We start from the raw sequence: 23,668 nt of genomic DNA, 5'->3' as shown, positions 1-23,668 counted from the left end.
ACGTTATTTCTTTCGTTTCTTCAAACTTTTCTGATAGGCATAAAGCTTATGAATCTCTTCCTTAAATTCATGCAGAAGTACAATGCTTTTACCATTTGAATAACGCACCGTATTATAAGCATCTATAATAATATCACTTTGAATATTTACATCTTCTTCATCATTTATTCTTTCTAGCCAAGCCTCAACAGTTTCTCCCCGTTTTCTATTTAAAGGAGGGGTTAACTTACTCTCTAGCTTGAAAATTTCCTTCCGAATTTCGTTATGCGGCGGTTTATTTCGTTTAAAACGATTTTGGTTCGTTCCTTCTTTATTAGTAATGATAGTAGATTCGAAGGCAGGCATATTTGGTAAACTGAATTGTTTTCGTCTTTTTATTATTTTCCAAACAACGTAAATAGCAATGGTTGTACATACTATTATGGTAATGCTATTTATGAGTGTGGGGTCAAAAGCACGCTGTCCAAACACATCCTTAATTTGAGGATCCTTTAAATTCCCTTTATTCGACCAAAAATCATCAGTTTCTTTTAATTCAGCTGCTGAAAATAACGGATTGATAGCGTATCCGAATCCTAATGCAACTGTTTCTATGATATAGGAAAAAATAAGTCGAATGAAAGGAAACACTTGAACAAGTACTATACTCATTACACCAATCGTAATGATAGAAATGAAACGTAATAACTGTTGATTCCGATTTGCCCCAGTTAACCAAAATGTAATCATAATGTGTATAACTAATAGTAACAGCTTCCACAAAGGTGGAAAGGGCGCATAAAATATGGTTGAAATACTAAACCAAACAATACCGCCTAACGATTTTTGAACTGGATATCCTGGTCCGACTACATGTACGATAAAGAAGAAAAGCGGTAACATAATTGTGCCAAATAGAGAGAATGGGAGAAGGAAAGAACAACCAATTATTTGAGTAATGAACAGTATGACAAATCCTGTTGTTTTTTTCTTCATAAATTTATGAAGAAGAAATACGCCTACATAGCCTGTTGCTAAAAATATGGAAATAGCAACAAGGTCATCCCTTTCTGTTAATAATGAAAGGAGGAGAAGCAAAATAAAGTCATTAACGTGATAGAGCCAAGTTTTCAATCGATTCCACCATCCCTTCGCTATTAATGAGGAACGTTGGCTGCGAGAGAAGAGGGAGTTCATTTTTCTGTAAACCAATGTATATCATTGTAGACGAACGTTCTCTCTTTCTCATTACATAATGAAGGAATCCTTGTTTCGGCAGTAACGTACTATCATCTGAAACACGTGCTAATTCTTCTAAAGCTTTTGCATATTGTGTTTGCCCTTCATGTAACGATAAATGTAATGCACCACCTTCTGCTAATACACTAATAAATAATTCAAACGGTATGTGATGCTTCGTTGCATATTGGCAAATGTATGTTGCGAATGAAATTAAATCTTCAACATTATCTTTCCAACCAAATCCACGATCGGCAGCTAAAGAAAGACAAATCGTCCAACTATAATTTTTTACAGGTTCAAATTGCTTCGCTTGTAATTCTTGCATTTTAGCAGATGCCTTCCAATGAATAGAGCGGAAAGACTCACGCTCATATCGCTTTACACCGATAATAGATGTTTCATCATTGTAAAAAGAAAAATTAGTTCGATAAGAACCAGTTAGAAGTTGCTGAAGTTCTTGCAAACCTGCTACTTCTTTAGGAGAAGGATACACAATAATTTCAGTTTTTAACTTATCGAAAACAGGTAAGTGTACATTTAATAAATGAAAAGGATCTTTTAAAACGCATTCGAACTGTTCAATTTGAAACACACCACGTTTCGTTGCGGTTAATGTTAAATCCCATTTTTGCGCCGAATGTGCAGGTTGTGAAAATGGAAAAGAGAATAACGTTTTTGATATTCGTTCAATTCCTTGATCTTTATGCTGTATAAGAGACGAATCTAAATGAAAATAACAAACACCATTAACGAGAGGGATATGTGCACCGTTTTTCAAATGAATAAAAAACTTTCCAGATTCATCAGGGAAAAGCCGAGTTGTTTGTCTCTCGTTTATAACTTCAAATTTTTTCTCTATGTAAGCGACATATTTATAAATGAAAATCGCAAATAAATAATAGGAGAAAAAGAGAAACATTATAATTCGTTGCGGCATAAAAAACGTAAATAGTATAGCGCCTGGCACAGTTAGTTGAATAATATGGAGTTGAAAAAATAAAGGTACAGTTACAACACGCTGTCCATTCATACTTGCTCAATCTCCACAGGTACGTCAACTTCTTTTAAAATACTTTGCATTATATCATTTTTAGTCGTGCGCAGGGCACCTTCCATTGATAAGACAATACGGTGATTCCAAACAGAAGGAGTTAAAAATTGTATATCTTCAGGGGTGCAATATTCTCTCCCGCGTAAGAAGGCTAATGCTTGAACTGCGCGCACTAAAGAAAGTGTGGCACGTGGGCTTACACCGTTAGCGATGTAATCGTGATTTCGAGTAGCTTGTGCAAGTTTAATTATGTAATGTTCTAACGGTTCTGATATGAAAATTTCTTTTATTCGTTTCTGTGATTCTAATATATCTTCTAAAGAGATAACAGGTGTGACACGTTCTAGCGGTATATCATTACGAAAACGTCGCATCATTTGTAACTCATCTTCAGGAGTTGGATAACCGATTGAAATCGTCATTAAAAAGCGATCAAGCTGTGCATCTGGAAGAGGGAAAGTCCCTTGTGATTCAATTGGGTTTTGTGTTGCAATAACAAAGAACGGTTTTGGGAGAGGAGTAGACTGTTTTTCAAGCGTCACTTGTCGCTCTTCCATCGCTTCTAACAAACTAGATTGTGTTCTCGGCATTGCACGGTTAATTTCATCTGCTAGCAAAATGTTTGTCATAACGGGTCCAATTCTTAACTCAAATTCACTTGTTTTTGGGTTAAAGTATTCAATACCTGTTACATCACTTGGAAGTACATCAGGGGTAAATTGAACACGAGAAAAACTACCGCCAATACTTTTTGAAATGGTTTTCGCCAGTAACGTTTTCCCAGTACCAGGCACGTCTTCGAGTAGTACATGTCCATCAGCAAGCAGTGAAACAAGCAGTAGATCAATAACATTTTCTTTACCAACAAACACAGATCCTATGTTTTCTTTCAATTTATTTATCATATGTACCATTCCTTTCAGTATAAAAGAGCTAATATTTCTATATTTTAACAAATTATTCAGAAAATTAGTATGATTTTTTAATTCAAAGAAATAGATATTTAATTATTAAATTAAGCTTGCATATTTTGGAATATGATTATACAATATCGGTATACGATGTATCGTAAGTCGATATATCATAAGACGATGTATCGGAGGTAGTTATAATGAATGCAAAGGCGCAAAAATATATTCCGTTAACTGAGGCGACATACTACATATTATTGTCACTTGTAAAGCCAATGCATGGTTATGGAATTATGCAAATGGTAGAAGAGATGACAAATGGAGAAGTAAAACTCGGTCCTGGTACGTTATACGGGAATACGACGAAATTACTAAAAGAAAAATTAATTGTTGAAGTTGCCTCTACAGATAGAAAGAAGTGCTATGAGTTAACAACGTTTGGGAGAGAAGTGTTAGAGCTCGAGTATAACAGGTTACAGAGATCTGTAAGGAATGGGAATAGTATATTAGGGGAGTGAATGGAATATGGAGACAAAGAAGGTATTCAAACCTTTCGCGATATGGAGCTTGGAAAAAGAAGAAGCTTTTTTAAGAAAAATGCATCAAAAAGGATGGGCTTTACAAAAGTATAATGTAATGTATACGTTTAAGAAAACTGAACCGAAAGATGTAATATATAAAGCGGATTTTAGACTGGATTATAAAGATTCGAAAGAAAAACAACTAGAATATATTGATATATATGAAATGTGTGGCTGGAAACATGTAACGAGTTTTGCGAAATGGAATTATTTCTGTAAAGAAGTAGACGAGGAAAATGAGTTACCTGATATTTATTCAGACAAAGAAACGAAGATACAAAAACTTGTTGAATTGATACAGTTCGTTGCAATTATGTTTGTAACGTTAATTCCAGTGCTTTACTTATGTTTTCTTGGAGTATCAGAATCAGGATTATATAGAGGTATGGTAGGGTTTTTAGTTTGTATATATTCATATGCGTTTATTAATTTATTTAGAAAGCTTAAAAAATTGAAAAAGGAAATATTTTAACAAAGAGTGATATTCTTAGAGAAGATATATTGGGAAATCATCTTCTCTAATCTTTATATATATTTATTTTGTTCATTCTTTTTTACATAATAAAAGACTACCTTTTTAATTCATAGAATTAACAGTTACAAAGATAATACCAGTAACAATACCTAAAAAAATCATAAATGAAGAAGAAATAATTAATAATAAAGAATTAGCAATAAATATCACTTTATTAGATTTTTGATTTTTAAAATGGTAATAAAGTAAAAGACCACAAATAGTAGAAACAATCCATATTGTTAGACCGTAAGGAGTCGTTATTTTTTCAAAATCGAAGATCCAAAAGTAAAAGATGACTATGTGGCAAGTTACTAGTAGAAATGTTGATGGAAGCATTATCTTTTTATTTAAAATCATTTGTTATCCCCCCCTTATGTAAATATTACCAAAAGGGTGTGGATTTTAATATATAATAAGGAAGAAATACATCTTTAATTAACTTATTAAATGGAAAAATCCCTTATAGAAAAAATCTATTTCTAAAAGGGATAGTAATGACATTGTTAGAAAGACTGATTTTGAGCAGGTTTAATAAATTGTTCAGGGTTTTCAACAAGCCCACATACAGCGCATTGGACGCGGTATGTAGGTCCTTGATAGGCCATATGAAAAGCATTCATCGTTTCATTTGTGTATTCTTCTTCTACTTGACCAGTTTGTGGATTTAATTTGACTGGTTTTACTTGTTGTTCAAGAATATTAAAGCGAGTACGGTTCGTTTTACAGCTTGGACATAGCATTGGTTCCATATGTATACACCTCCATTTGTATCATTTCTTAAAATCTTTAATTTTATGCAAGCAAAAAACTTTCTCAATATAAATAGGTGTTTAATGTATTTAAAATTCAGAAAAAATAAAATATAATAAAAGTACGAACTGGTTATGTCCAAACCAAATCTCCTGTTTTATGCCAATAAGCTGGGGGGCCGAGAAATCGGCCTCATTTTTTTTGCTCATTACAACAAAGAACAAGGTTTTTATGAGACTTTTGTCGAAATTTTAGGGATAGATATAAAGGGGGATGTAAAATGGATTTGAAAATGAAGTACATCATTTTATATGTAGAAAAGTTTGAAGAATGTTTAAAATTCTATAAAGATATTTTACAGTTACCTATAAAAGCAGAGCACGGTACATATATTGAATTTAATACTGGAACTACCATTTTAGCGATGAATACGCGGCAAGATGTGAAAGAATTAACAGGACTACCGCTTACAGAAGGTGAATTACAGTCTTCTCATTTTGAATTAGGATTCGTTGTTGAGAATGTACAAAAAACGATTGAGCAATTTAGAGAACAAGGAATCAAGATTTTAGTTGAACCTATTGTAAAACCGTGGGGACAAACAATTGCTTACATTGCTGATCCAGATGGAAATTATATTGAAATTTGCAGTTCATTAGAATAGAGGGAGAAAGAGAGATGGGATTTCCAAAACTAGAAACAGAACGTTTACTCTTAAGAGAACTTACACTATTAGATGCAGAAACGATGTTCCAATATTTTTCGAAAGAATCAGTTATACGTTATTTCGGAATGGATTCTTTTGAAAATATTGAGCAAGCGAAAACAACGATTCAAACGTTTAACAATCGTTATGAAGAGGGCAGTGTATTTCGCTGGGGAATCGAGAAAAAAGGGACGGGCCAATTAATCGGAACGTGCGGATTTCATTTAATTAATAATATTCATAAACGAGCTGAAATTGGTTATGAATTAGATGATACATATTGGGGACAAGGATATGCATCGGAAGCATTACAAGCGATTTTAGCTTACGGATTTGAAATGCTGCAACTGATAAGAATCGCAGCGGTTGTATATGTAGAAAATAAAGCTTCTCAAAAGTTGTTAATAAAAGCAGGATTTCAAGAAGAAGGATTACTTCGAAAACATATGATTCAAAATGGAGTTGCTCATGATACCATTTTATATTCTTTATTAAAAGAAGAGTGGAAGAAGTAATGAGTACAAACGAACTTATAACGATTATGAAGAATCATAGGGAAAATAGATTCATTTTAGGTATAGATGGTTTAAGTCGTTCAGGAAAAACAACATTCGTAGCAAATTTAAAAGAAAATATGAAACAAGAAGGCATTCCGTTTCATATTTTCCATATTGATGATCATATAGTAGAGCGTAATCGACGCTATTATACAAACCATGAAGAATGGTATGAGTATTATTGTTTACAGTGGGATATTACATACTTGAGGCAGAAGTTTTTTCAGAAGTTACAACATGAGACAAAATTAACTTTGCCTTTTTATCAAGAGGAAACAGACTCATGTGAAATGAAAAAAGTGCAGATTCCTATTGTAGGCGTAATTGTTATTGAAGGAGTTTTTCTGCAGCGAAAAGAATGGAGAGATTTCTTTCATTATATGGTCTATTTGGACTGTCCAAGAGAGACAAGGTTTCTACGTGAGAGTGAGGAGACACAGAAAAACCTTTCAAAGTTTGAAAATAGGTATTGGAAAGCAGAGGATTATTACTTAGAAATGGAATCGCCGAGGAATAGGGCGGATTTAGTCATTAAATGATTTGAAGAAAACCTCAGCTTTTTGCTTGAAAAGTTGAGGTTATTCTATGTTATCGTAAATTATTTTGTAAGTATTGGGAAGGAAATTCGTATAACAATTTGAATTATATAGTTATAGATAAATCTATAGATGAAAAGATTTCAATAAAGCGAGTGATAACATGAGTATTTTCATTTTAGAAGATGATGTCATACAAGCGCAGCAAATGAAACAACTAGTTGAGGAGATTTGTGAGAAGTACATATTGCCTTTTGACTTTATCGAAGTAACTAGTAAAAGTGAAAACATAATTAATAACATTTCAAAGGTAACATATGTACCAATTTATTTTTTAGATATAGAGATAAAAAGAGAAGAGCGTAAAGGTTTACAAGTGGCGCAAGAAATACGAAAGTATGATACGCAAGGGATTATTGTGTTTGTAACGACACATTCTGAATTTGCACCTATTTCATATCAATATATGGTATCAGCTTTAACTTTTATTGATAAAGGGTTACCATACGAAGAGCGATATATGGTTTTGGAACAATGTTTACTTCAATATGAAGCACGTAATAAGCAGTTCATTCCATCCGATGATTTTATCGTTGAAAATAGTAATGCGACTGTGCGAGTTCCATTTCAAGAAGTTGAATATGTTATGACCGATGAACCGCATCGTCTAGCATTAGTGACGTTAGATCGAATCGTTTATTTTTACGGGACTTTAAAGGAAATTGAATTAATAGATGAACGTTTATTTCGTTGTCATCAATCATATATCGTGAATACGAAGCAAATGTCTTCTTACGATGTGAAGCAAAAAATGATAGTTTTAAAAAGCGGGAAGCGTATTCCAGTATCACGTCGTTTAGTGAGTAAAGTACGTAATATGTTAAAGGGTGAGATGTAATGTATATTTATGATTTATTTGCAATATTGCTTACTAGTATGAGCCATACATTTTTATACATTCAATTAATCCGGTACAACAGATTGTCAGTTAGAATGTTAATAGCTTTAAGTACGGTATTCATTATTCTACTTGCTATTGTCGTAACAGTAACAAGATACCCAGAGTTGAATAGTACCATTGTGTTATTTCTAATAAGTTTAGGGTTAATGCAACATGAATTGAAATTTAAGCATAATTTATATTTTGCACTAGTTAGTATGGTGATAATAACGTTAGTGAAAATGTTGCTTTTCGATTTAGGAATGAAAATCTTTATGTTAACGCCATTCAATTTATATTTATGGACAGGTAGTATGATTCATCATATTGTATCAATCCTTACTTTTATCGGTATTTTAGTAGCTCGTAAAAGAATACGAAAAATTGCTCAATATATAGTAGGTAGTCCGCTATACTATGTAACTTATATATTATTAATTATCGGATTCGTTATTGAACTAATTTTAACTAGGCCATCTACTGAGTTTTTAGCGCAATTAAATCAACAATACAGTGAAGTAAGTTATATTTCAGCGATTATTGTATTTTTATTATTAATAATCATTGTACTAATAAGCTCACACCTATCGAAAGAAAAATTACGAGAAGAGCATGAAAAACGTTTAGATAAGGAGTTATTAGATTATGTGGAGAAATTAGAGGATATGCATGATGAGCTTGCTAGTTTCCGTCATGATTATATGAATGTATTACTAGCGTTAGAAGAGGGAATACGTACAAAAAATGTGAAGGAAATTGAGCAAGTGTATTATGATGTTATAGCTCCTACATTAAAAACAATAAATGATCATGAACTTGATATTGCGAAATTATCTCGCATACATATTCCTGAAGTGAGAAGTGTATTAAGAGCGAAAGTTGGCACTGCCCAGCAACAAAACCTAAAAGTAATGCTTGATATACCGGAGAAAATTGAAAGTATTTCGATGACGATCATTTCATTTATTCGCATCATCTCGGTTTTAATAGACAATGCAATTGAAGAAGCAGTACATAGCGAGGAAAAGATATTGCAAATCGCATTCTTTGAAATGGATTCAGGGCAGTATTTTATTGTACGTAATAGTTCAAAGAGTGAAGTGATTAATTTGCAAAAAATTTATGAGAAAAACCATTCCAGTAAAGAAGGGGCGAGAGGATACGGGTTATTCTCGTTAAAAAGAATCATGAACAAAACAAATAACGCGACATTAGAAACAACTTATGTAAGTCCTTATTTCACCCAAACATTCATATTAAAAGAGATAAAATGACCATCTATGATGAAAATGAAACCGAATAAGAAATAACTACATACTTCCTTCACTTATTTTTATACACTTCAAGTAAGAGGTGAAGCGAGATGAATGGTCTTATTTTTACAACAATGATTAGCTTTGGTTTACCGCTTGTAGTACTTTTATATGCTTTTTGGAAGAAACGCTATTTTCCATATATGTTAGGTGTATTGGCTTTTGTTGTATCACAAATATTAATTCGCATACCAATACTGAATTATTTAAATGGAACTAGCACAGATTTTCAAATGTTTTCTGCTACGCAGCCTGTACTATTTGTACTTTTGCTTAGTTTATCAGCAGGTATTTTTGAAGAGATAGCTCGTTTTATCGCAATGCGCTATTTTATGAAACAACGAGATTGGCAATCTGGTTTTTTATTTGGAGCAGGGCATGGTGGTATTGAGGCAGTATTGATAGTTGGTATCCCGGTAATATCCTTATTATTGTCACAAACAGTCATCCAAAATGGTGATAGTTATTATTTCGGCGGTATTGAGCGTATCTTTGCGATGGTATTGCATATTGGGCTTTCTTTCATTGTATTGCAAGCTGTAGTCCAAAAGAAATTTCATTATGTTGTTTTCGCTATACTCATTCATGGAGCTGTAAATACATTAGCAGGTATTATACCACTATATGTACCAGGAACAAATGGGATCATTGCTGTAGAAGTTTCAATCGCAATTTCTGCTGTACTTGTTTTTAGCCATAGTTTCATATTAAAAAGAAGGGGTGTATTAAAATGAGAAGAATGTTACTTATTATTATAAGTGCTATCGCGGCGTTCGCGCTCGCAGCTTGTACCGGTAATAAAGTAGATGAAAGTACGTCAAAAAAATTTATTCCGAAGGCGGAAGAAATTGTATCATTATTAAATGAGGCAAAGTATAAAGAAGTGCATGAAAAATTTGATAGTAAAATGAAAGCTGAATTACCAGAAGAAAAAATGAAAGATCTTACACCTGTAATTGAGAAAGCTGGTACGTTCGAAAAAATTGAAAAACAATCGATTGAAGAAAAAAATGGTTTATATACAGTTATTCTTGTAGCGAAATATAGTAAAGAACAACGGACATTTATTATAACTTATAATGAAAAAGAAGAAATAGCAGGGTTATTTATTAAATAAAAAAACAGATACAGTGGAAGTTTCCACTGTATCTGTTTTTTTATTGTAACCAAATTATGGTTATTCATGCTAATATAAACTCATAGCTATATAGAAGGGGTGGGATTAGTATGAAAACAGAAATAGTTCCTAAAAAGAAGTACAGTATAATAAGCTATATATCTTTACTCATCGGCATTTTGTGTTTTCTATTCGTTTTTATAACGCCAACAAGGATAGCGAATGCAGGTAATATAGTTGGAGATTATATTACAATTGCTCTGACAGGTGTAGGTATTATGCTTTCTATAATAACAATGACGAAAAAAACAGAGAAGAAGGGGATTGCTATTCTTTCATTAATACTGTCCTCATCATTTTTTATATTTTGGATCATAGCAATTATCCTATTGTTTACTGGTCAAATTAGTTTTGCGCCGTAATGTGTAATAAAAAGAGTCCTTTTCGTATGATAACGGGTATAGTTACGGGAGTGAAAATATAAAATAACATACAAATTAGGGATGTAAATCACTTATGATTTAGCATCCCTTTTTTTATTGTTATTTCAGTGTTTAAGCGCTTTCATATAGTTAAATAGCGTTCTAAATAATAAGATAAATGGAAAATTTATGTTAAAATAATTATAGAGATTGTGAAAAAATGTTCTTAAACTAGCGTTCAGATTACTTTAAGAAGGTTTTTTCAAAGGAAATGGTAAATATCATATTTTGAAGGGGTGATTGTAGTGGATTAAGTGATTTTTTTAATCTTGGTTAAATACTTTGAAGATAGGGGTTTATAACTATGAATACAAAACTAATAATAGTAGAAGGGTTACCTGGATTTGGAAAATCAACCACTGCAAAGCTAATAAATGAAATTCTAAGCCAAAATAAAATTGAAGTTGAACTATTTTTAGAGGGAAATTTGAACCACCCAGCCGACTATGATGGTGTATCTTGTTTTAATAAATTTGAGTTCAATAGATTATTATCTAACAGTGGAGATTTTAAAGAAGTGCTCCTTAAGAAAGTTCTAAAAAAAGGAAGCAATTATTTATTACCATACAGAAAGATGAAAAATGAGTTTGGTGACCAGTTTTCGGACGAATTATTTAACATTATTTTAAAAAATGATATATACGAATTACCATTCGATAAAAATGTTGAATTAATTGCTGACAAATGGAATGACTTTGCTGAAATCGCTCTAGAAGACAATAAGGTTTATATCTTTGAATGTTGTTTCATACAAAATCCATTAACTATTGGGATGATTAAATATGGTGAACAAAAAGAAAAAATAATAAATTATGTAATGAAAGTTGCAAAAATCATAGAGAATTTAAACCCAATGTTATTGTATGTAGAACAAGATAATCTTGAATTTTCATTTAGGAAGGCGTTAAAAGAAAGAACTCCAGAATGGTCCACAGGAATTATCGACTATTACACTAACCAAGGCTATGGGAAAGAACATCACCATTCAGGTGTAGAAGGAGCGATAAAAGTTCTTGAAGCTAGAAGGAATTTAGAATTAGAAATATTCGATATGTTAAAAATGAAAAAAGAAACAATCAATAATACAAAATATGAAATTGACTCATATAGGTCAATGTTAAAAGATAAGTTAGCCATACAAATGGTGAAATAGCTTTTTACACTAACTGGTGCTTTAGTTGAAGAAGGAAATAAAAAACGCTCAGAATATTTTCTGAGCGTTTTAGTTTGTTATTTCTAATGTTTATTAGCATTTTTCTCTTCCTAAACTGAACCCATTACTCGTATGAAGGACTCTTTTTATTCGGTATCTTCAGGTTGATATTCTAAAATATCCCCCGGTTGGCATTCTAATGCTTTACATATTGCTTCTAAAGTTGAAAAACGGACTGCTTTTGCTTTTCCATTTTTCAAGATAGAAAGGTTAGCCATTGTAATTCCAACCTTCTCCGAAAGTTCTGTTACACTCATTTTTCTTTTTGCTAACATTACATCAATATTAATAATAATTGCCATATTATTCACCTCAGACCGTTAAATCATTTTCTGATTTTATATCTATAGCATCTTTTAATAGTCTTTGGAGAACGGCAGCAAAGACCGCGATTACCATTGAAGCAAAAATCATAATCATTCCGATAATAATAATGCCAGGGGCGTCATCTCTCTCTGCCACGAGATAGAAAAGTGGCATACCTAATACATATAATACACTAATTGCCAATGCACTGTACTTAATATTTTTTAAAGCTTTAACAGATAACTCAGAGAATGCGTTGTTTGTATCAATATAGTTTAAAAGCTTAAATGTTTGGTACAAAGCGAAGTAATAAGGTATTGCTGTTGCGTATAAGTTGATAAATACAAGGTATTTAATATATGCAATATCCGGATATAATTCTGCGGCGAAGTTTCCTATTTTAGGAACTAAAAAAATGCACATAGCAAGAACGGGGATTCCGATCAGAATCACAACGGTCTTTAAAAAGAGTGTGGATCCTTGTTTCATAAAAAGCACCTCATTTATTTAATATCTTATTAATTTAACATGAAATTTATTGTTTAACAATAAAATTTTATTTCTTTTAATCGAGGATTTATTGTTAAACAAGTAATTAATGAAATGAATGCTAAATCTTTTTTATAAGATAGATGACACATACCGATATTTAATTAATGAAAGAAATAGAAAGTAACTATTGTTAGCTTTATGAGAATTGGGAACTAATAAAACATATGTAGATTGTGGAATGAGAAAGGAAATAAGGTGTATTGAAATGAATGCAAAGTTTATGGAGGAACAATCATGTTGAATTATGGTGTGAAGATGAAAAAGTTACTATTAGTGGGAGCTATAATAGTAAGCGTATTAAGTACGGAAAGTATGATGAATTATCATGCGGCCAAAGCTAAGGTGAAAAAAGTAGAACACCAGCCTAAAAATATAATTATGATGGTTATGGACGGAACAAGTTCAACGGCGACAACATTGGCTCGCTGGTATAAAGGGGCACCGCTTACGTTAGATCAAATTGTAACAGGAGGTGTTCGTACATATTCTGCAGAATCAGCTATTACAGACTCAGCGCCAGCAGCAACAGCATTAGCAACTGGAAATAAATCGAATTCAGGATATGTAGGCGTACTACCTTCTATTGTAAATTCACCTAACTTAAAGCAAATAAAAGAAGAGGACAAGTTACGGCCGGTCGCAAACGTATTGGAAGGTGCAAAACGTACTGGTCGTGCAACTGGAATTGTTGCTACATCTGAAATTCAGCATGCTACTCCGGCGGGATTCTCGGCTCACCATGTCAATCGCAAGCAATTTGACGTAATTGCGAAGCAGCAAGTATATCAAAATATAGATGTCGTATTAGGCGGGGGAAAAGCGGCGCTGCTACCTATGAAAAGTAATGGAATCCGAAAAGATGGTGAAAATTTAGTAAAGGTGATTCAAGACAAAGGATACGATTTTGTTGAAACGAAAGATGCGTTATTGAACTCCAAATCTAATAAAATTTGGGGCTCTTTCTCAAATCATGCTCTTGCGTTTGATATAGATCGTATAGCAACAAATCCAGAACAACCAACACTTTCTCAAATGACAGAAAAAGCAATTCAAACATTATCAAAAGACAAAGATGGTTTCTTTTTATTCGTAGAAGGTAGTAAGCCTGATTGGGCAGCTCATGCTAATGATCCAATTGGGATGATTAGTGATGTATTGGCATTTGATGAAGCGGTAGCAAAGGCGTTACAATTTGCGAAGAAAGATGGGGATACGATGCTCATAGCTTTAACTGATCATGGTAACAGCGGTATCTCTATAGGGAATAGAAATACGACAAAAGGATACAATACTACACCGGTTTCTGCATACATTGATTCATTGAAAAAGGCGAAAATGACACTTGAAGGAACTATAAATAAACTGAAATCTGATTTATCAAATGTAGAAGATGTAGCTAAACTATACGGTTTGGATAATCTAACTCATGATGAAAAAGAAAAATTAAAAGCGGCAAAAAAGAAAATGGATGTAGGACGAATTCTTACTACATTATTGGCTAATCGTGCAAATATCGGCTTTACGACAGGAGGACATACAGGTGAGGATGTATTTTTACATTCTTATGGACCTCAAAAACCAGAAGGCTTAATCCAAAATACAGACATTGCGAAGACGATGGCGAAAGCGATGGGCTTTAACTTAGAAGAAGTAACGAATAAAATATTTTTAGAGAGTGAACAAGCCTTTAAGAAAATCGGTGCAACTGTAACAGCCGACAAAACCGAAGGAGCAAACCCGTTACTCGTAGTAAAACATAATAAAGTAGAAGCACAATTATTTGGTAACAAAAATATAATTCGTATCAATGGTAAAGGGTATGAATTAGGAAGTATTATTGTAGAGAGTAATGGAAAGTGCTATGTACCAGAAGAAGCAATTCAACTATTTGTAAAGCATTCTCGTTAAAAAATTGCCAACCAGTTAAGCTAACTGGTGGCAATTTTTTTGTGTTTATTCTAAATATAAGGGTTCGGATTGTTTTGGAAAGTTTTCCAGATGAGACTTGTATAAATGTGAAAGGGGAATTATATTTTTTTCTTACATTAAAAAATTTCGTTTTGTAGAATAGAGAATTTATACATATAGTAAAGTCTAATGTATTATCAATTAATATTTATGAAAAATATATTAATACTTTAGAATTTCTTTAATTTTCGTTATTTTTTATTTAATATTATTCGTTATATTTATAATATGTTTATTTCAATTTATCGTATTGTAGCGCAGTTTCATATAATTATAAAGCAATCATCAAAATAAAATCTTCACTAGAGTAAATTTATTATTTTTTTGCGTCTTTTGTATCCCGCTATTTGCCGGGCAGTAAGACCCCCACCTCAAAATTCAGCGAAAGCAAAGAAGTTAGGTGGGAATCGGGCTGCCTGTAAAAGCCCGATTGGTGAGGGCTGATTAAAGTTTCACTTTATTTACGAAAATTATTATGCAGCTAAGAAAACTGTAGTTCATTGAATTAGAGGTATATTAGAATTTAGTTGAAGAAAGAGAGAGGGAATAAAATGAATATAGTGCACTTACGTCCTAAACAGCGGTCTAAGTATCGCATTATGCTAGGGACGTGGTATTACTCTACAAAGAGATACATTCAGTGGTTAGTAGACGGAAAAACATATGCAAAAAGGCTTCAACAAGAAAAGCTACCTTGTACAGCAATTCAGCACCGAACGATATTACTTCGTAAGCTCAAAGATGTAGATATGTGGTATCAACAGAATAAGGTTGTTAATTTGAAAATTGCTGTTGAAAAACTAAATGGTATCGTCATTAGACCAGGAGAAACATTTTCTTACTGGCGTTTAATAGGTAAGCCTACGAGGAAAAAAGGGTATGTAGAAGGTATGGTATTACACTACGGATCTTTTAAAACAGGTATTGGAGGAGGTCTTTGTCAGCTTTCGAATTTAATATATTGGATGACTTTACATACACCACTGACAGTAACAGAACGATATCGTCATAGCTTTGATGTCTTTCCTGATTCTAGGCGAACTCAACCGTTTGGGAGTGGAGCGACTTGTTCCTATAACTATTTGGATTTACAAATTAAAAATGAAACGGACCAACCGTATCAACTTCACCTTTATATGACAGATGAATATTTAGTTGGTGAATGGAGAACAGTCTATCCGCAACTTTATCAATATGAAGTGTATGAGAAAGAACACTCAATTCAACCTGCATACTGGGGCGGTTATATACGACATAATGTGATTCAACGTAAAGTATATAATCAACAGAAACAGTTAATAGAAGATCAATATGTAACGGAGAATCACGCTATAATGATGTATGAACCACTATTAGCTTGTAATAATGAGAATAGTGAGTAATATGATAATCCATAGATTAAATAGTATAGAAAATATTTAATTCTTATTTTTATTAAAAAAATATAAATCTCAGATTTACTGGATTTTGATTGTAACTAAGAACATATAAAAGTTCACTGTTATTTATTGGAGAGCCTGTTTGTTTTTCTATCTTTTGTATTTCACTCTGCATAAAAAAATATTTCTCAACATTTTATTTGTTGAAAAAGATTGAATATTCGTATTATAACGAATATTATGTTGTTATCGGCAAAAAACGATAATTTGCAGACACTGGGGAGGAAATACATTGAAAAAGAAAAAGAAATTAAAACCATTAGCGGTATTAACAACAGCAGCGGTACTAAGTAGTACGTTTGCTTTTGGAGGTCACGCAGCGTATGCTGAGACACCAACATCATCTCTACCAATAGATGAGCACTTAATACCGGAGGAGCGTTTGGCAGAAGCGCTAAAACAACGGGGGGTAATTGATCAATCTGCATCACAAGCCGAGACGTCAAAAGCTGTCGAAAAATATGTTGAGAAAAAGAAAGGGGAAAACCCTGGGAAAGAAATCTTAACAGGAGATAGTCTTACACAAGAAGCTTCTGATTTTATGAAAAAAGTAAAAGATGCAAAAATGAAGGGAAATGAACAGGCACAGCAGCCTGAAGTAGGCCCAGTAGCTGGACAAGGTGCAGCATTAAATCCAGGGAAATTAAATGGAAAAGTACCTACTACATCAGCGAAGCAAGAAGAATACAATGGAGCTGTTCGAAAAGATAAAGTACTTGTTTTACTTGTAGAATTTAGCGATTTTAAGCATAACAATATTGATCAAGAGCCAGGATACATGTATTCTAAGGACTTTAATCGTGAACATTATCAAAAAATGTTATTTGGTGATGAACCATTCACTTTATTTGATGGATCGAAGATTAACACATTTAAGCAATATTATGAAGAACAATCTGGTGGTAGCTATACAGTTGATGGGACTGTAACAGAATGGCTTACTGTTCCAGGAAAAGCATCAGATTATGGTGCTGATGCGGGTACTGGGCATGATAACAAGGGGCCTTTAGGACCAAAAGATTTTGTGAAAGAAGCATTAAAAGCAGCAGTAGCAAAAGGAATCAATTTAGCAGACTATGACCAATTTGATCAATACGATCAAGATGGTGATGGAAATAAAAATGAGCCAGATGGCATTATTGATCATTTAATGGTTGTACATGCTGGCGTTGGTCAAGAAGCTGGCGGCGGTAAATTGAAAGATGATGCGATTTGGTCACATCGTTCAAAACTAGGTTCAAAACCATATGCAATTGATGGCACGAAATCTTCTGTTTCGAACTGGGGTGGAAAGATGGCTGCATATGATTATACAATCGAGCCTGAAGACGGAGCAGTTGGTGTGTTTGCGCATGAGTATGGTCATGATTTAGGTTTACCAGATGAATATGATACAAAGTACTCAGGACAAGGTGAACCTGTTGAGTCATGGTCTATTATGAGTGGTGGTAGCTGGGCTGGAAAAATTGCAGGAACAGAGCCAACGAGTTTCTCACCACAAAATAAAGAGTTTTTCCAAAAGAATATGAAGGGGAATTGGGCGAATATCCTTGAAGTAGATTATGACAAACTTAGCAAAGGCATCGGTGTTGCGACATATGTAGATCAAAGTACTACAAAATCTAAACGACCTGGAATCGTTCGTGTTAACTTGCCGGACAAAGATATAAAAAATATCGAATCGGCGTTTGGTAAGAAGTTCTATTATAGTACAAAAGGAAATGACATTCATACAACACTTGAGACACCAGTATTTGACTTAACAAATGCAAAGGATGCTAAGTTCGATTATAAGGCATTTTACGAACTTGAAGCGAAGTATGATTTCCTTGACGTATATGCGATTGCAGAAGATGGAACGAAGACACGCATTGATAGAATGGGCGAAAAAGATGTAAAAGGCGGCGCGGATACAACTGATGGTAAATGGGTTGATAAATCATACGATCTAAGCCAATTCAAAGGAAAAAAAGTAAAACTGCAATTTGAGTACTTAACAGATATTGCAGTAGCTTATAAAGGATTTGCGTTAGATAATGCAGCCTTAACTGTAGATGGAAAAGTTGTTTTCTCTGATGATGCGGAAGGTCAGCCAGCAATGACGTTAAAAGGCTTTACTGTGTCTAACGGATTTGAACAGAAAAAACATAATTACTATGTAGAGTGGAGAAATTACGCTGGTTCTGACACTGCGTTACAACATGCACGTGGACCAGTATTTAATACAGGAATGGTTGTATGGTATGCGGATCAAAGCTTTACAGATAACTGGGTAGGCGTTCATCCAGGTGAAGGGTTCTTAGGAGTAGTAGATTCTCATCCAGAGGCAATTGTAGGGACATTAAACGGACAACCTACTGTGAAGAGCAGTACGCGTTATCAAATTGCCGATGCGGCATTCTCATTTGATCAAACGCCAGCATGGAAAGTAAATTCACCAACTCGCGGTATTTTTGATTATAAAGGATTACCAGGAGTGGCGAAATTTGATGATTCTAAGCAATATATCAACAGCATCATTCCTGATGCAGGACGTAAGTTGCCGAAACTAGGACTGAAGTTTGAAGTAGTAGGCCAAGCTGAAGACAAGTCTGCAGGTGCGGTTTGGCTTCATCGATAAAATAAGGTAAAACGAAGAGGAGCTGCCACAAGTCGGTGAAACTGACTTATGACAGCTCTTTTCTTCTTGTGAAAAAACTCTCTGTTTTTTTATGTACTTATTGGAAAAATTCGAAGTTTCTTTGATACATAAAATGCTCCGTCTGTCCAATTATAGAAGCTATTTTGGACGTAAGAAATTTGTAAGTAATGAGTAAGAAAAAAGAGATTTTCATAGTATAAAATATTTATTATAGCTACTTTTAACACCTGATACTAATAGTGTGTTATAATATGAATTAGCAACAAAAAGGAAAGGAATTAGAACAATGACCTTAGAAAATACTAAAAATTTAAAAAAACAAGTTGCTCCTTTTGAAAAATCAACGATTAAAAAAAGTGTTTGGCAACTGATCAACACAATCGTGCCATTTATTATTTTATGGTACCTTGCTTATAAAAGTTTGTCAGTTTCTTATTGGTTAACATTAGTTCCAGCATTGTTAGCCGCTGGATTTATGACAAGGATTTTCATTATTTTTCATGATTGCACCCATTATTCGTTTTTTAAAAGTCGACGTGCAAATAGAATAGTTGGAACGTGTATGGGTGTTTTAACATTATTCCCATTTGATCAGTGGGGGCATGAGCATTCTATTCACCACGCTACGAGTGGTAATTTGGATAAAAGGGGTACAGGAGATATTTGGACGCTTACAGTAGATGAATATGTAGCAGCACCATTTAGACTCCGTTTAGCATATCGTTTATATCGCAATCCATTCGTTATGTTTGGATTAGGTCCGATTTATGTTTTCCTGCTTAAAAATAGATTTAACCGAAAAGGTGCTAGAAAAAAAGAACGTATGAACACTTATTTAACGAATATTTTAATCGTTGCTATTATAGGAATGCTTTGCTGGGCAATTGGATGGCAATCGTTTCTTTTAGTACATGGTTCTATATTTTTAATAGCAGGTTCAATAGGTATTTGGTTGTTTTACGTACAGCACACATTTGAGGATTCTTATTTTGAAGAGGATAAAGATTGGGAATATGTGAAAGCGGCAGTGGAAGGAAGTTCTTTTTATAAGCTTCCTAAAATTTTGCAATTCTTAACTGGTAATATTGGATTCCATCATGTTCACCATTTAAGCCCAAGAGTACCTAACTATAAACTAGAAGAGGCACACAATAATACGCTTCCGTTAAAAAATGTACCAACGATTACGCTTGCTACAAGCTTACAATCACTACGTTTCCGTCTTTGGGATGAGAAAAGTAACAATTTTGTTAGCTTTAAAGATGTCAAAAATATAATTAAAAATAATGTTTCTGTTCGAGTGAAATCTGAACTATAATTGCATCGTATATAAAACTCCCCTTAATCATTTTCGATTTAAGGGGAGTTTTTGTTTAAAGAGTAGATGCCAGATAAGAAGAAAATTTACATAATTCAAATTGTAATTGAAGCAGATTAGGAATTGCTCGTACGTAAGTACAAATATAAGATGACAATAAATACATTATGTTAACAAATGGAGTTATCATGAATTTTCCATTACGAAAACTGTTCATAAATCCGAAGAAAATTAATAGCAAAAGGGGAATCGTACAACATTATATCCAAAAATAAGAAAAGACTTGAACGAAAATTCCATTCATTTTTCTTGGTGTTCCGTATTCCATACACTTAAATAGGATGCATATTCTAGTTCATCTGGATTCTCATGTAACATAGAAATGAATTCTAATTTATTTCCATCACAATCTAGAAAGTATACACTTGCAGCAGGCATCCACCTTTGGACAATTGGCTCTTGATTTCCTTTTCCTTGACTTCCTATCACTGCTATTCCACGTTCCTCTAACCACGCTTTAGAAGTCATTAAAAACTCTAAATTTACACCAAAAGCAAAATGTCTCGGCTCAAAGTCTTCAATGTTATGTACTTCCCATAGTCCAAGCATTTGTTGTTTATTTTCTCCGACCCAAAAGAAAGCCACTCTTCTTTTGGAGAGTTTTCTTGCTAACGTTAATCCTAGCTTGTTTTGATAGAAATTTATTGCGTTTTCTAAATTTCTTACATGTAAATGAGTTTCGTATATGTTCTGTATTATTATGATCATTCCTTTCTTTATTGGTAACTACCAATTAAATAGTGAATGTAATTCTAAAGTTGAAACATGTATAAGCCTAGTAATGTACATCTATATCCGATATACCTATTTACTATTATATTGAAATTGGAATGTGATAAATCCCACTGAAGTAGTAAGTGTTTAAATGAACACTCTACTACTTTTGTAGGAGAGGGGATATATCTATTAAATTCAGATGAAATCATATTTAAATAATGAAAAACGCTATTCTTTTCGTAAGAATAGCGTTTTTTTATGTTTTTAAGTTGGTGGCCATAGGTAGAATTTGAAAAATGAGGATTTACAAAGCTAAGAAGTTTAACTCCAAAAAAAATCGATTTCCTGTGGAGTTAAAGGAATCGACTTTTTTATTTACCTTGATGTATTAACGCAGCTGTTAACTTAATAGTAAATAAGTAGAATCCACTATTTCTCCCAAAGTTCGATCAATCGGCCTTCAGGATCCTTAATCCAAATAAACTGTCCAAATTCACTGATTTCTTCTTTCTTCTCAAGAGGTACACCAATATTCTCAAGATGCTTTATAGTCTCGTTTAGATTATGTACTTCGAAATTTAACATCACTTGTTGTTCTTTTGGAAAATAATTGTCATTCTCTGTAAAGAAAGAAAAGATTGTCTCATTTCCTAACTGGGGTTTAATCACAGTTCCATTCCAATCTTCTATATCAAGTTTCAACACTTCACTGTACCATTTTTTTATAACTTCAAGATTCTTAGTTCTCCAAAATATTCCTCCAAAACCTTTTATCATCGTATCTAACTCCTGTCTGTCTTTAAATATATATTAAATATATCAAAACAAAACAGTAATAGTAAGCAGAATCATCAACTTATGAATAGTAAAAATAGTAATTGTTAGTATTATAGTATTTACTACATTAACACTTTCTACAACATCATTAGCAGAACTTGAAATTTCGGGAAAGGTATAGAAATGCTCATTTTTCAACCCAAAGTTCACCTGAGCAATCCAGAACTTAAAGTGTTATAAATAATTCTTTCAATAGTAGGGGGAAATGAGAGAAGGAACGATAAAAGACCACACATGAAGTGAAACGCCATGTGTGGTCTTTTATGTATCGTCAAATATTACGAAGTCTCGCTAATTTTAGTTTCACTATGAGTGTTAGTAGAATTTCTTTTCTTAACTTTAAAGTGATAGTAAGTGTAGCAAAAGATGATAAATGGGACAGTGCAATAGATTCCAAGTCGTTGTTCTGGGATAAAAATAAGACTGATTAATATAATGCCATACAATCCAAAACCAAGAATTGGTACGAGTGGATAAAGTGGCGTTTTAAATTTTAAGTCTTCTAATTTTCCGCCGTCTGCTAAATAATGTTTGCGGAAAAAGAATTGAGAAACACAAATTGACATCCAAACAATAATGGTAATGACTCCGGAAATTGAAATGAGCCACAAGTAAACAGTTTCAGCAGCTACTACGCTTGTCAAAAGAGAAAAAGCAGAAATAGCTATCGTCATGATTAAAGCGTTGAGAGGAATCCCACGTGATGATAATTTCTTTAAAAAGGCTGGAGCCATTTCGTTTTTTGATAAAGACCAAAGCATTCGAGTAGCAGCGTATAGTCCTGAGTTTGCAACAGAAAGAACAGCAGTAAGAATAACAAAGTTCATAATATCAGCTGCATATGGAATACCGATATTATCAAAAACAGCAACGAATGGGCTCTTTGTTAATCCAGCTTCTTCCCAAGGAATTAAAGCAACAAGAACAAAGATTGCTAAGACGAAGAAAAACATCGTGCGCCATATAATATTTCTAATAGAACGAGGTAAAGTTTTTGCTGGATCTTCACTTTCACCTGCTGCGATTCCGACAAGCTCTGTACCTTGGAAGGAATAATTGACTGTAACCATTGTTAAAAGAATAGCAGCAAGTCCATTTGGGAATAAACCACCATGATTTACGAAATTTGATAATAGCGGAGCGGGTTCGTCACCTTTTAAATCAATAAAACCGAACATAGCGGCGCCGCCAAGAATAATGAAAGCGATAATGGCAGATACTTTTATACTTGAAAACCAAAATTCTGTTTCTGCATAACTACGAGCAGATAATGCATTAATAGTGAAGATTGTAACGCCAAATATTAAACACCAAACCCAAACAGGAATATCAGGAAACCAGCGCTGCATTGTAATGCCGGCAGTTGTAAATTCAAGACCGGTCGTATTCGCCCAGCTTAACCAATACAACCATCCGATTGTAAAGCCAGTTGCAGGATTGATGAACTTAGTGGCATATTCTTGGAAAGAACCTGAAACAGGCATGGCTACAGCAAGTTCACCAAGACATAGCATAACGAAATACATTAATAATCCACCGGCCATAAAGGCAAGTACGGATCCGCCAGGTCCAGCTTGACTTATAATAAAGCCAGATCCGTTAAATAACCCCGTTCCAATCACACCACCGAGTGCAATCATGAATAAGTGTCTACTTTTCATCGTCCGTTTTAATTCATTGTTTGTATTGCTTACTTGCGCCATTGTTTTCCTCACTTTCATAGTTGATAGAATAAATTTTGATGTTTTTCCGTATTATGGAATGTATTCCGTGATGTGAAATCTTGTTATAATTTTCAGATAATTAAAAAGAAAAGTCAATAATTTTTTGTTTGCGTTTTCAATTCTTTGTTAGTGGTACGTTTTTTATTGTTAGAAAATTAAATAAATAGATTGATTTCATTTCGAATGTTTGCTAAATTGATAGTTAATTAAG

The 23,668-nt window shown here is 33.3% G+C and carries 26 protein-coding genes; 16 read left to right on the top strand and 10 right to left on the bottom strand.

From position 1 onward, the window contains the following. Positions 1-3: 3 nt before the first annotated feature. Genes QCI81_RS02090 through QCI81_RS02080 form a run of 3 tightly spaced genes read right to left on the bottom strand, consistent with a single transcriptional unit; the run spans position 4 to position 3,177 of the window. Positions 4-1,113 (bottom strand): DUF4018 domain-containing protein, encoded by a 1,110-nt coding sequence (locus QCI81_RS02090; RefSeq protein WP_071732023.1) that lies wholly within the window; start codon positions 1,111-1,113, stop codon positions 4-6. Further along, a complete protein-coding gene (locus QCI81_RS02085) occupies positions 1,088-2,251 on the bottom strand; it encodes a DUF58 domain-containing protein (protein ID WP_071732024.1) in 1,164 nt (387 codons plus the stop codon). Before QCI81_RS02085 ends, QCI81_RS02090 begins: the two co-directional genes overlap by 26 nt. Continuing rightward, the gene (locus tag QCI81_RS02080; protein WP_069355829.1) at positions 2,248-3,177 is read right to left on the bottom strand and encodes an AAA family ATPase; all 930 of its coding nucleotides are present in this window, start codon (positions 3,175-3,177) and stop codon (positions 2,248-2,250) included. Before QCI81_RS02080 ends, QCI81_RS02085 begins: the two co-directional genes overlap by 4 nt. A 206-nt stretch (positions 3,178-3,383) precedes the next feature. Here QCI81_RS02080 and QCI81_RS02075 point away from each other — a divergent pair, with 206 nt between their 5' ends. Both QCI81_RS02075 and QCI81_RS02070 read left to right on the top strand, forming a co-directional pair. Continuing rightward, entirely contained in the window at positions 3,384-3,701 is a 318-nt protein-coding gene (locus QCI81_RS02075) for a PadR family transcriptional regulator (protein ID WP_000991893.1), read from the top strand. 79 nt (positions 3,702-3,780) lie between these two features. Next, positions 3,781-4,236 carry a DUF2812 domain-containing protein gene (locus QCI81_RS02070; protein WP_015406491.1) on the top strand — a complete coding sequence of 152 codons (456 nt, stop codon included), beginning with the start codon at positions 3,781-3,783 and terminating at the stop codon, positions 4,234-4,236. Between the two features lie 105 nt (positions 4,237-4,341). Here QCI81_RS02070 and QCI81_RS02065 read toward each other — a convergent pair whose 3' ends face one another. Further along, entirely contained in the window at positions 4,342-4,638 is a 297-nt protein-coding gene (locus QCI81_RS02065; RefSeq protein ID WP_071732025.1) for a hypothetical protein, read from the bottom strand. Positions 4,639-4,784: 146 nt separating this feature from the next. Continuing rightward, the gene (locus tag QCI81_RS02060) at positions 4,785-5,030 is read right to left on the bottom strand and encodes a hypothetical protein (protein ID WP_000433609.1); all 246 of its coding nucleotides are present in this window, start codon (positions 5,028-5,030) and stop codon (positions 4,785-4,787) included. Positions 5,031-5,165: 135 nt separating this feature from the next. Here QCI81_RS02060 and QCI81_RS02055 point away from each other — a divergent pair, with 135 nt between their 5' ends. From QCI81_RS02055 to QCI81_RS02010, 10 genes are all read left to right on the top strand, one after another. Next, complete coding sequence (locus QCI81_RS02055; RefSeq protein ID WP_000042833.1) at positions 5,166-5,321, top strand: hypothetical protein; 156 nt, start codon at positions 5,166-5,168, stop codon at positions 5,319-5,321. Beyond that, complete coding sequence (locus QCI81_RS02050) at positions 5,312-5,695, top strand: VOC family protein (RefSeq protein WP_000364502.1); 384 nt, start codon at positions 5,312-5,314, stop codon at positions 5,693-5,695. The genes QCI81_RS02055 and QCI81_RS02050 overlap by 10 nt, the downstream gene beginning before the upstream one ends. Before the next feature lie 14 nt (positions 5,696-5,709). Continuing rightward, the gene (locus QCI81_RS02045) at positions 5,710-6,252 is read left to right on the top strand and encodes a GNAT family N-acetyltransferase (RefSeq protein WP_000506654.1); all 543 of its coding nucleotides are present in this window, start codon (positions 5,710-5,712) and stop codon (positions 6,250-6,252) included. Continuing rightward, on the top strand, positions 6,252-6,833 hold the full coding sequence (locus tag QCI81_RS02040; protein ID WP_071732026.1) for a kinase: 582 nt from the start codon (positions 6,252-6,254) through the stop codon (positions 6,831-6,833). Before QCI81_RS02045 ends, QCI81_RS02040 begins: the two co-directional genes overlap by 1 nt. A 160-nt stretch (positions 6,834-6,993) precedes the next feature. Next, positions 6,994-7,728 carry a LytR/AlgR family response regulator transcription factor gene (locus QCI81_RS02035; protein WP_071732027.1) on the top strand — a complete coding sequence of 245 codons (735 nt, stop codon included), beginning with the start codon at positions 6,994-6,996 and terminating at the stop codon, positions 7,726-7,728. Then, entirely contained in the window at positions 7,728-9,044 is a 1,317-nt protein-coding gene (locus QCI81_RS02030; protein WP_071732028.1) for a GHKL domain-containing protein, read from the top strand. The genes QCI81_RS02035 and QCI81_RS02030 overlap by 1 nt, the downstream gene beginning before the upstream one ends. Before the next feature lie 89 nt (positions 9,045-9,133). Next, positions 9,134-9,817 (top strand): YhfC family glutamic-type intramembrane protease, encoded by a 684-nt coding sequence (locus QCI81_RS02025; protein WP_071732029.1) that lies wholly within the window; start codon positions 9,134-9,136, stop codon positions 9,815-9,817. Beyond that, positions 9,814-10,200 (top strand): DUF3887 domain-containing protein, encoded by a 387-nt coding sequence (locus QCI81_RS02020; protein ID WP_029442652.1) that lies wholly within the window; start codon positions 9,814-9,816, stop codon positions 10,198-10,200. Before QCI81_RS02025 ends, QCI81_RS02020 begins: the two co-directional genes overlap by 4 nt. A 110-nt stretch (positions 10,201-10,310) precedes the next feature. Further along, positions 10,311-10,622 (top strand): hypothetical protein, encoded by a 312-nt coding sequence (locus QCI81_RS02015; RefSeq protein ID WP_000845548.1) that lies wholly within the window; start codon positions 10,311-10,313, stop codon positions 10,620-10,622. A 364-nt stretch (positions 10,623-10,986) separates the two neighbouring features. Continuing rightward, positions 10,987-11,835, top strand: coding sequence for a P-loop NTPase family protein (locus tag QCI81_RS02010; RefSeq protein WP_071732031.1), 849 nt, complete (start codon positions 10,987-10,989; stop codon positions 11,833-11,835). 146 nt (positions 11,836-11,981) lie between these two features. Here the strand turns inward: QCI81_RS02010 and QCI81_RS02005 are convergent, their stop codons facing one another. Both QCI81_RS02005 and QCI81_RS02000 read right to left on the bottom strand, forming a co-directional pair. After that, positions 11,982-12,197, bottom strand: a complete 216-nt coding sequence (locus tag QCI81_RS02005) for a helix-turn-helix domain-containing protein (RefSeq protein ID WP_000974619.1) — start codon at positions 12,195-12,197, stop codon at positions 11,982-11,984. Between the two features lie 10 nt (positions 12,198-12,207). Next, complete coding sequence (locus QCI81_RS02000) at positions 12,208-12,690, bottom strand: DUF2975 domain-containing protein (RefSeq protein ID WP_053564140.1); 483 nt, start codon at positions 12,688-12,690, stop codon at positions 12,208-12,210. Positions 12,691-12,987: 297 nt separating this feature from the next. On the opposite strand from QCI81_RS02000, the gene QCI81_RS01995 reads away from it, so the two are divergent. From QCI81_RS01995 to desA, 4 genes are all read left to right on the top strand, one after another. Beyond that, positions 12,988-14,661, top strand: coding sequence for an alkaline phosphatase (locus QCI81_RS01995; RefSeq protein WP_071732032.1), 1,674 nt, complete (start codon positions 12,988-12,990; stop codon positions 14,659-14,661). 611 nt (positions 14,662-15,272) lie between these two features. After that, the gene (locus QCI81_RS01990; protein WP_043936937.1) at positions 15,273-16,103 is read left to right on the top strand and encodes a VanW family protein; all 831 of its coding nucleotides are present in this window, start codon (positions 15,273-15,275) and stop codon (positions 16,101-16,103) included. Between the two features lie 289 nt (positions 16,104-16,392). Next, positions 16,393-18,780, top strand: coding sequence for an immune inhibitor A domain-containing protein (locus QCI81_RS01985; protein WP_151527158.1), 2,388 nt, complete (start codon positions 16,393-16,395; stop codon positions 18,778-18,780). A gap of 307 nt (positions 18,781-19,087) precedes the next feature. Continuing rightward, a complete protein-coding gene (gene desA, locus QCI81_RS01980) occupies positions 19,088-20,119 on the top strand; it encodes a Delta(5) desaturase DesA (RefSeq protein WP_000171496.1) in 1,032 nt (343 codons plus the stop codon). A gap of 300 nt (positions 20,120-20,419) precedes the next feature. Here the strand turns inward: desA and QCI81_RS01975 are convergent, their stop codons facing one another. The 3 genes from QCI81_RS01975 to QCI81_RS01965 form a co-directional block, all read right to left on the bottom strand. Further along, positions 20,420-20,878, bottom strand: a complete 459-nt coding sequence (locus QCI81_RS01975) for a VOC family protein (protein WP_071732057.1) — start codon at positions 20,876-20,878, stop codon at positions 20,420-20,422. 447 nt (positions 20,879-21,325) lie between these two features. Continuing rightward, positions 21,326-21,673, bottom strand: coding sequence for a VOC family protein (locus QCI81_RS01970; protein ID WP_000589591.1), 348 nt, complete (start codon positions 21,671-21,673; stop codon positions 21,326-21,328). 338 nt (positions 21,674-22,011) lie between these two features. Further along, positions 22,012-23,436: an amino acid permease gene (locus QCI81_RS01965; RefSeq protein ID WP_000079995.1), complete on the bottom strand. Its 1,425-nt coding sequence runs from the start codon at positions 23,434-23,436 to the stop codon at positions 22,012-22,014. Positions 23,437-23,668: the final 232 nt, after the last annotated feature.

The sequence above is a fragment of the Bacillus cereus group sp. MG20 genome (genome assembly GCF_040459885.1).
GTDB lineage: Bacteria > Bacillota > Bacilli > Bacillales > Bacillaceae_G > Bacillus_A > Bacillus_A cereus.
The sequence above is the reverse complement of the archived record's forward strand: the minus strand, read 5'-3'. Positions and strand labels throughout refer to the sequence as shown.

What these genes read in the sequence shown, in the direction of transcription:
- QCI81_RS02085 (WP_071732024.1), bottom strand. Translation starts at nt 2,251, where the DNA reads ATGAATGGACAGCGTGTTGTAACTGTACCTTTATTTTTTCAACTCCAT.
- QCI81_RS02080 (WP_069355829.1), bottom strand. Translation starts at nt 3,177, where the DNA reads ATGATAAATAAATTGAAAGAAAACATAGGATCTGTGTTTGTTGGTAAA.
- QCI81_RS02075 (WP_000991893.1), top strand. Translation starts at nt 3,384, where the DNA reads ATGAATGCAAAGGCGCAAAAATATATTCCGTTAACTGAGGCGACATAC.
- QCI81_RS02070 (WP_015406491.1), top strand. Translation starts at nt 3,781, where the DNA reads ATGCATCAAAAAGGATGGGCTTTACAAAAGTATAATGTAATGTATACG.
- QCI81_RS02065 (WP_071732025.1), bottom strand. Translation starts at nt 4,638, where the DNA reads ATGATTTTAAATAAAAAGATAATGCTTCCATCAACATTTCTACTAGTA.
- QCI81_RS02060 (WP_000433609.1), bottom strand. Translation starts at nt 5,030, where the DNA reads ATGGAACCAATGCTATGTCCAAGCTGTAAAACGAACCGTACTCGCTTT.
- QCI81_RS02055 (WP_000042833.1), top strand. Translation starts at nt 5,166, where the DNA reads ATGTCCAAACCAAATCTCCTGTTTTATGCCAATAAGCTGGGGGGCCGA.
- QCI81_RS02050 (WP_000364502.1), top strand. Translation starts at nt 5,312, where the DNA reads ATGGATTTGAAAATGAAGTACATCATTTTATATGTAGAAAAGTTTGAA.
- QCI81_RS02045 (WP_000506654.1), top strand. Translation starts at nt 5,710, where the DNA reads ATGGGATTTCCAAAACTAGAAACAGAACGTTTACTCTTAAGAGAACTT.
- QCI81_RS02040 (WP_071732026.1), top strand. Translation starts at nt 6,252, where the DNA reads ATGAGTACAAACGAACTTATAACGATTATGAAGAATCATAGGGAAAAT.
- QCI81_RS02035 (WP_071732027.1), top strand. Translation starts at nt 6,994, where the DNA reads ATGAGTATTTTCATTTTAGAAGATGATGTCATACAAGCGCAGCAAATG.
- QCI81_RS02030 (WP_071732028.1), top strand. Translation starts at nt 7,728, where the DNA reads ATGTATATTTATGATTTATTTGCAATATTGCTTACTAGTATGAGCCAT.
- QCI81_RS02025 (WP_071732029.1), top strand. Translation starts at nt 9,134, where the DNA reads ATGAATGGTCTTATTTTTACAACAATGATTAGCTTTGGTTTACCGCTT.
- QCI81_RS02020 (WP_029442652.1), top strand. Translation starts at nt 9,814, where the DNA reads ATGAGAAGAATGTTACTTATTATTATAAGTGCTATCGCGGCGTTCGCG.
- QCI81_RS02015 (WP_000845548.1), top strand. Translation starts at nt 10,311, where the DNA reads ATGAAAACAGAAATAGTTCCTAAAAAGAAGTACAGTATAATAAGCTAT.
- QCI81_RS02010 (WP_071732031.1), top strand. Translation starts at nt 10,987, where the DNA reads ATGAATACAAAACTAATAATAGTAGAAGGGTTACCTGGATTTGGAAAA.
- QCI81_RS02005 (WP_000974619.1), bottom strand. Translation starts at nt 12,197, where the DNA reads ATGGCAATTATTATTAATATTGATGTAATGTTAGCAAAAAGAAAAATG.
- QCI81_RS02000 (WP_053564140.1), bottom strand. Translation starts at nt 12,690, where the DNA reads ATGAAACAAGGATCCACACTCTTTTTAAAGACCGTTGTGATTCTGATC.
- QCI81_RS01995 (WP_071732032.1), top strand. Translation starts at nt 12,988, where the DNA reads ATGTTGAATTATGGTGTGAAGATGAAAAAGTTACTATTAGTGGGAGCT.
- QCI81_RS01990 (WP_043936937.1), top strand. Translation starts at nt 15,273, where the DNA reads ATGAATATAGTGCACTTACGTCCTAAACAGCGGTCTAAGTATCGCATT.
- desA (WP_000171496.1), top strand. Translation starts at nt 19,088, where the DNA reads ATGACCTTAGAAAATACTAAAAATTTAAAAAAACAAGTTGCTCCTTTT.
- QCI81_RS01970 (WP_000589591.1), bottom strand. Translation starts at nt 21,673, where the DNA reads ATGATAAAAGGTTTTGGAGGAATATTTTGGAGAACTAAGAATCTTGAA.
- QCI81_RS01965 (WP_000079995.1), bottom strand. Translation starts at nt 23,436, where the DNA reads ATGGCGCAAGTAAGCAATACAAACAATGAATTAAAACGGACGATGAAA.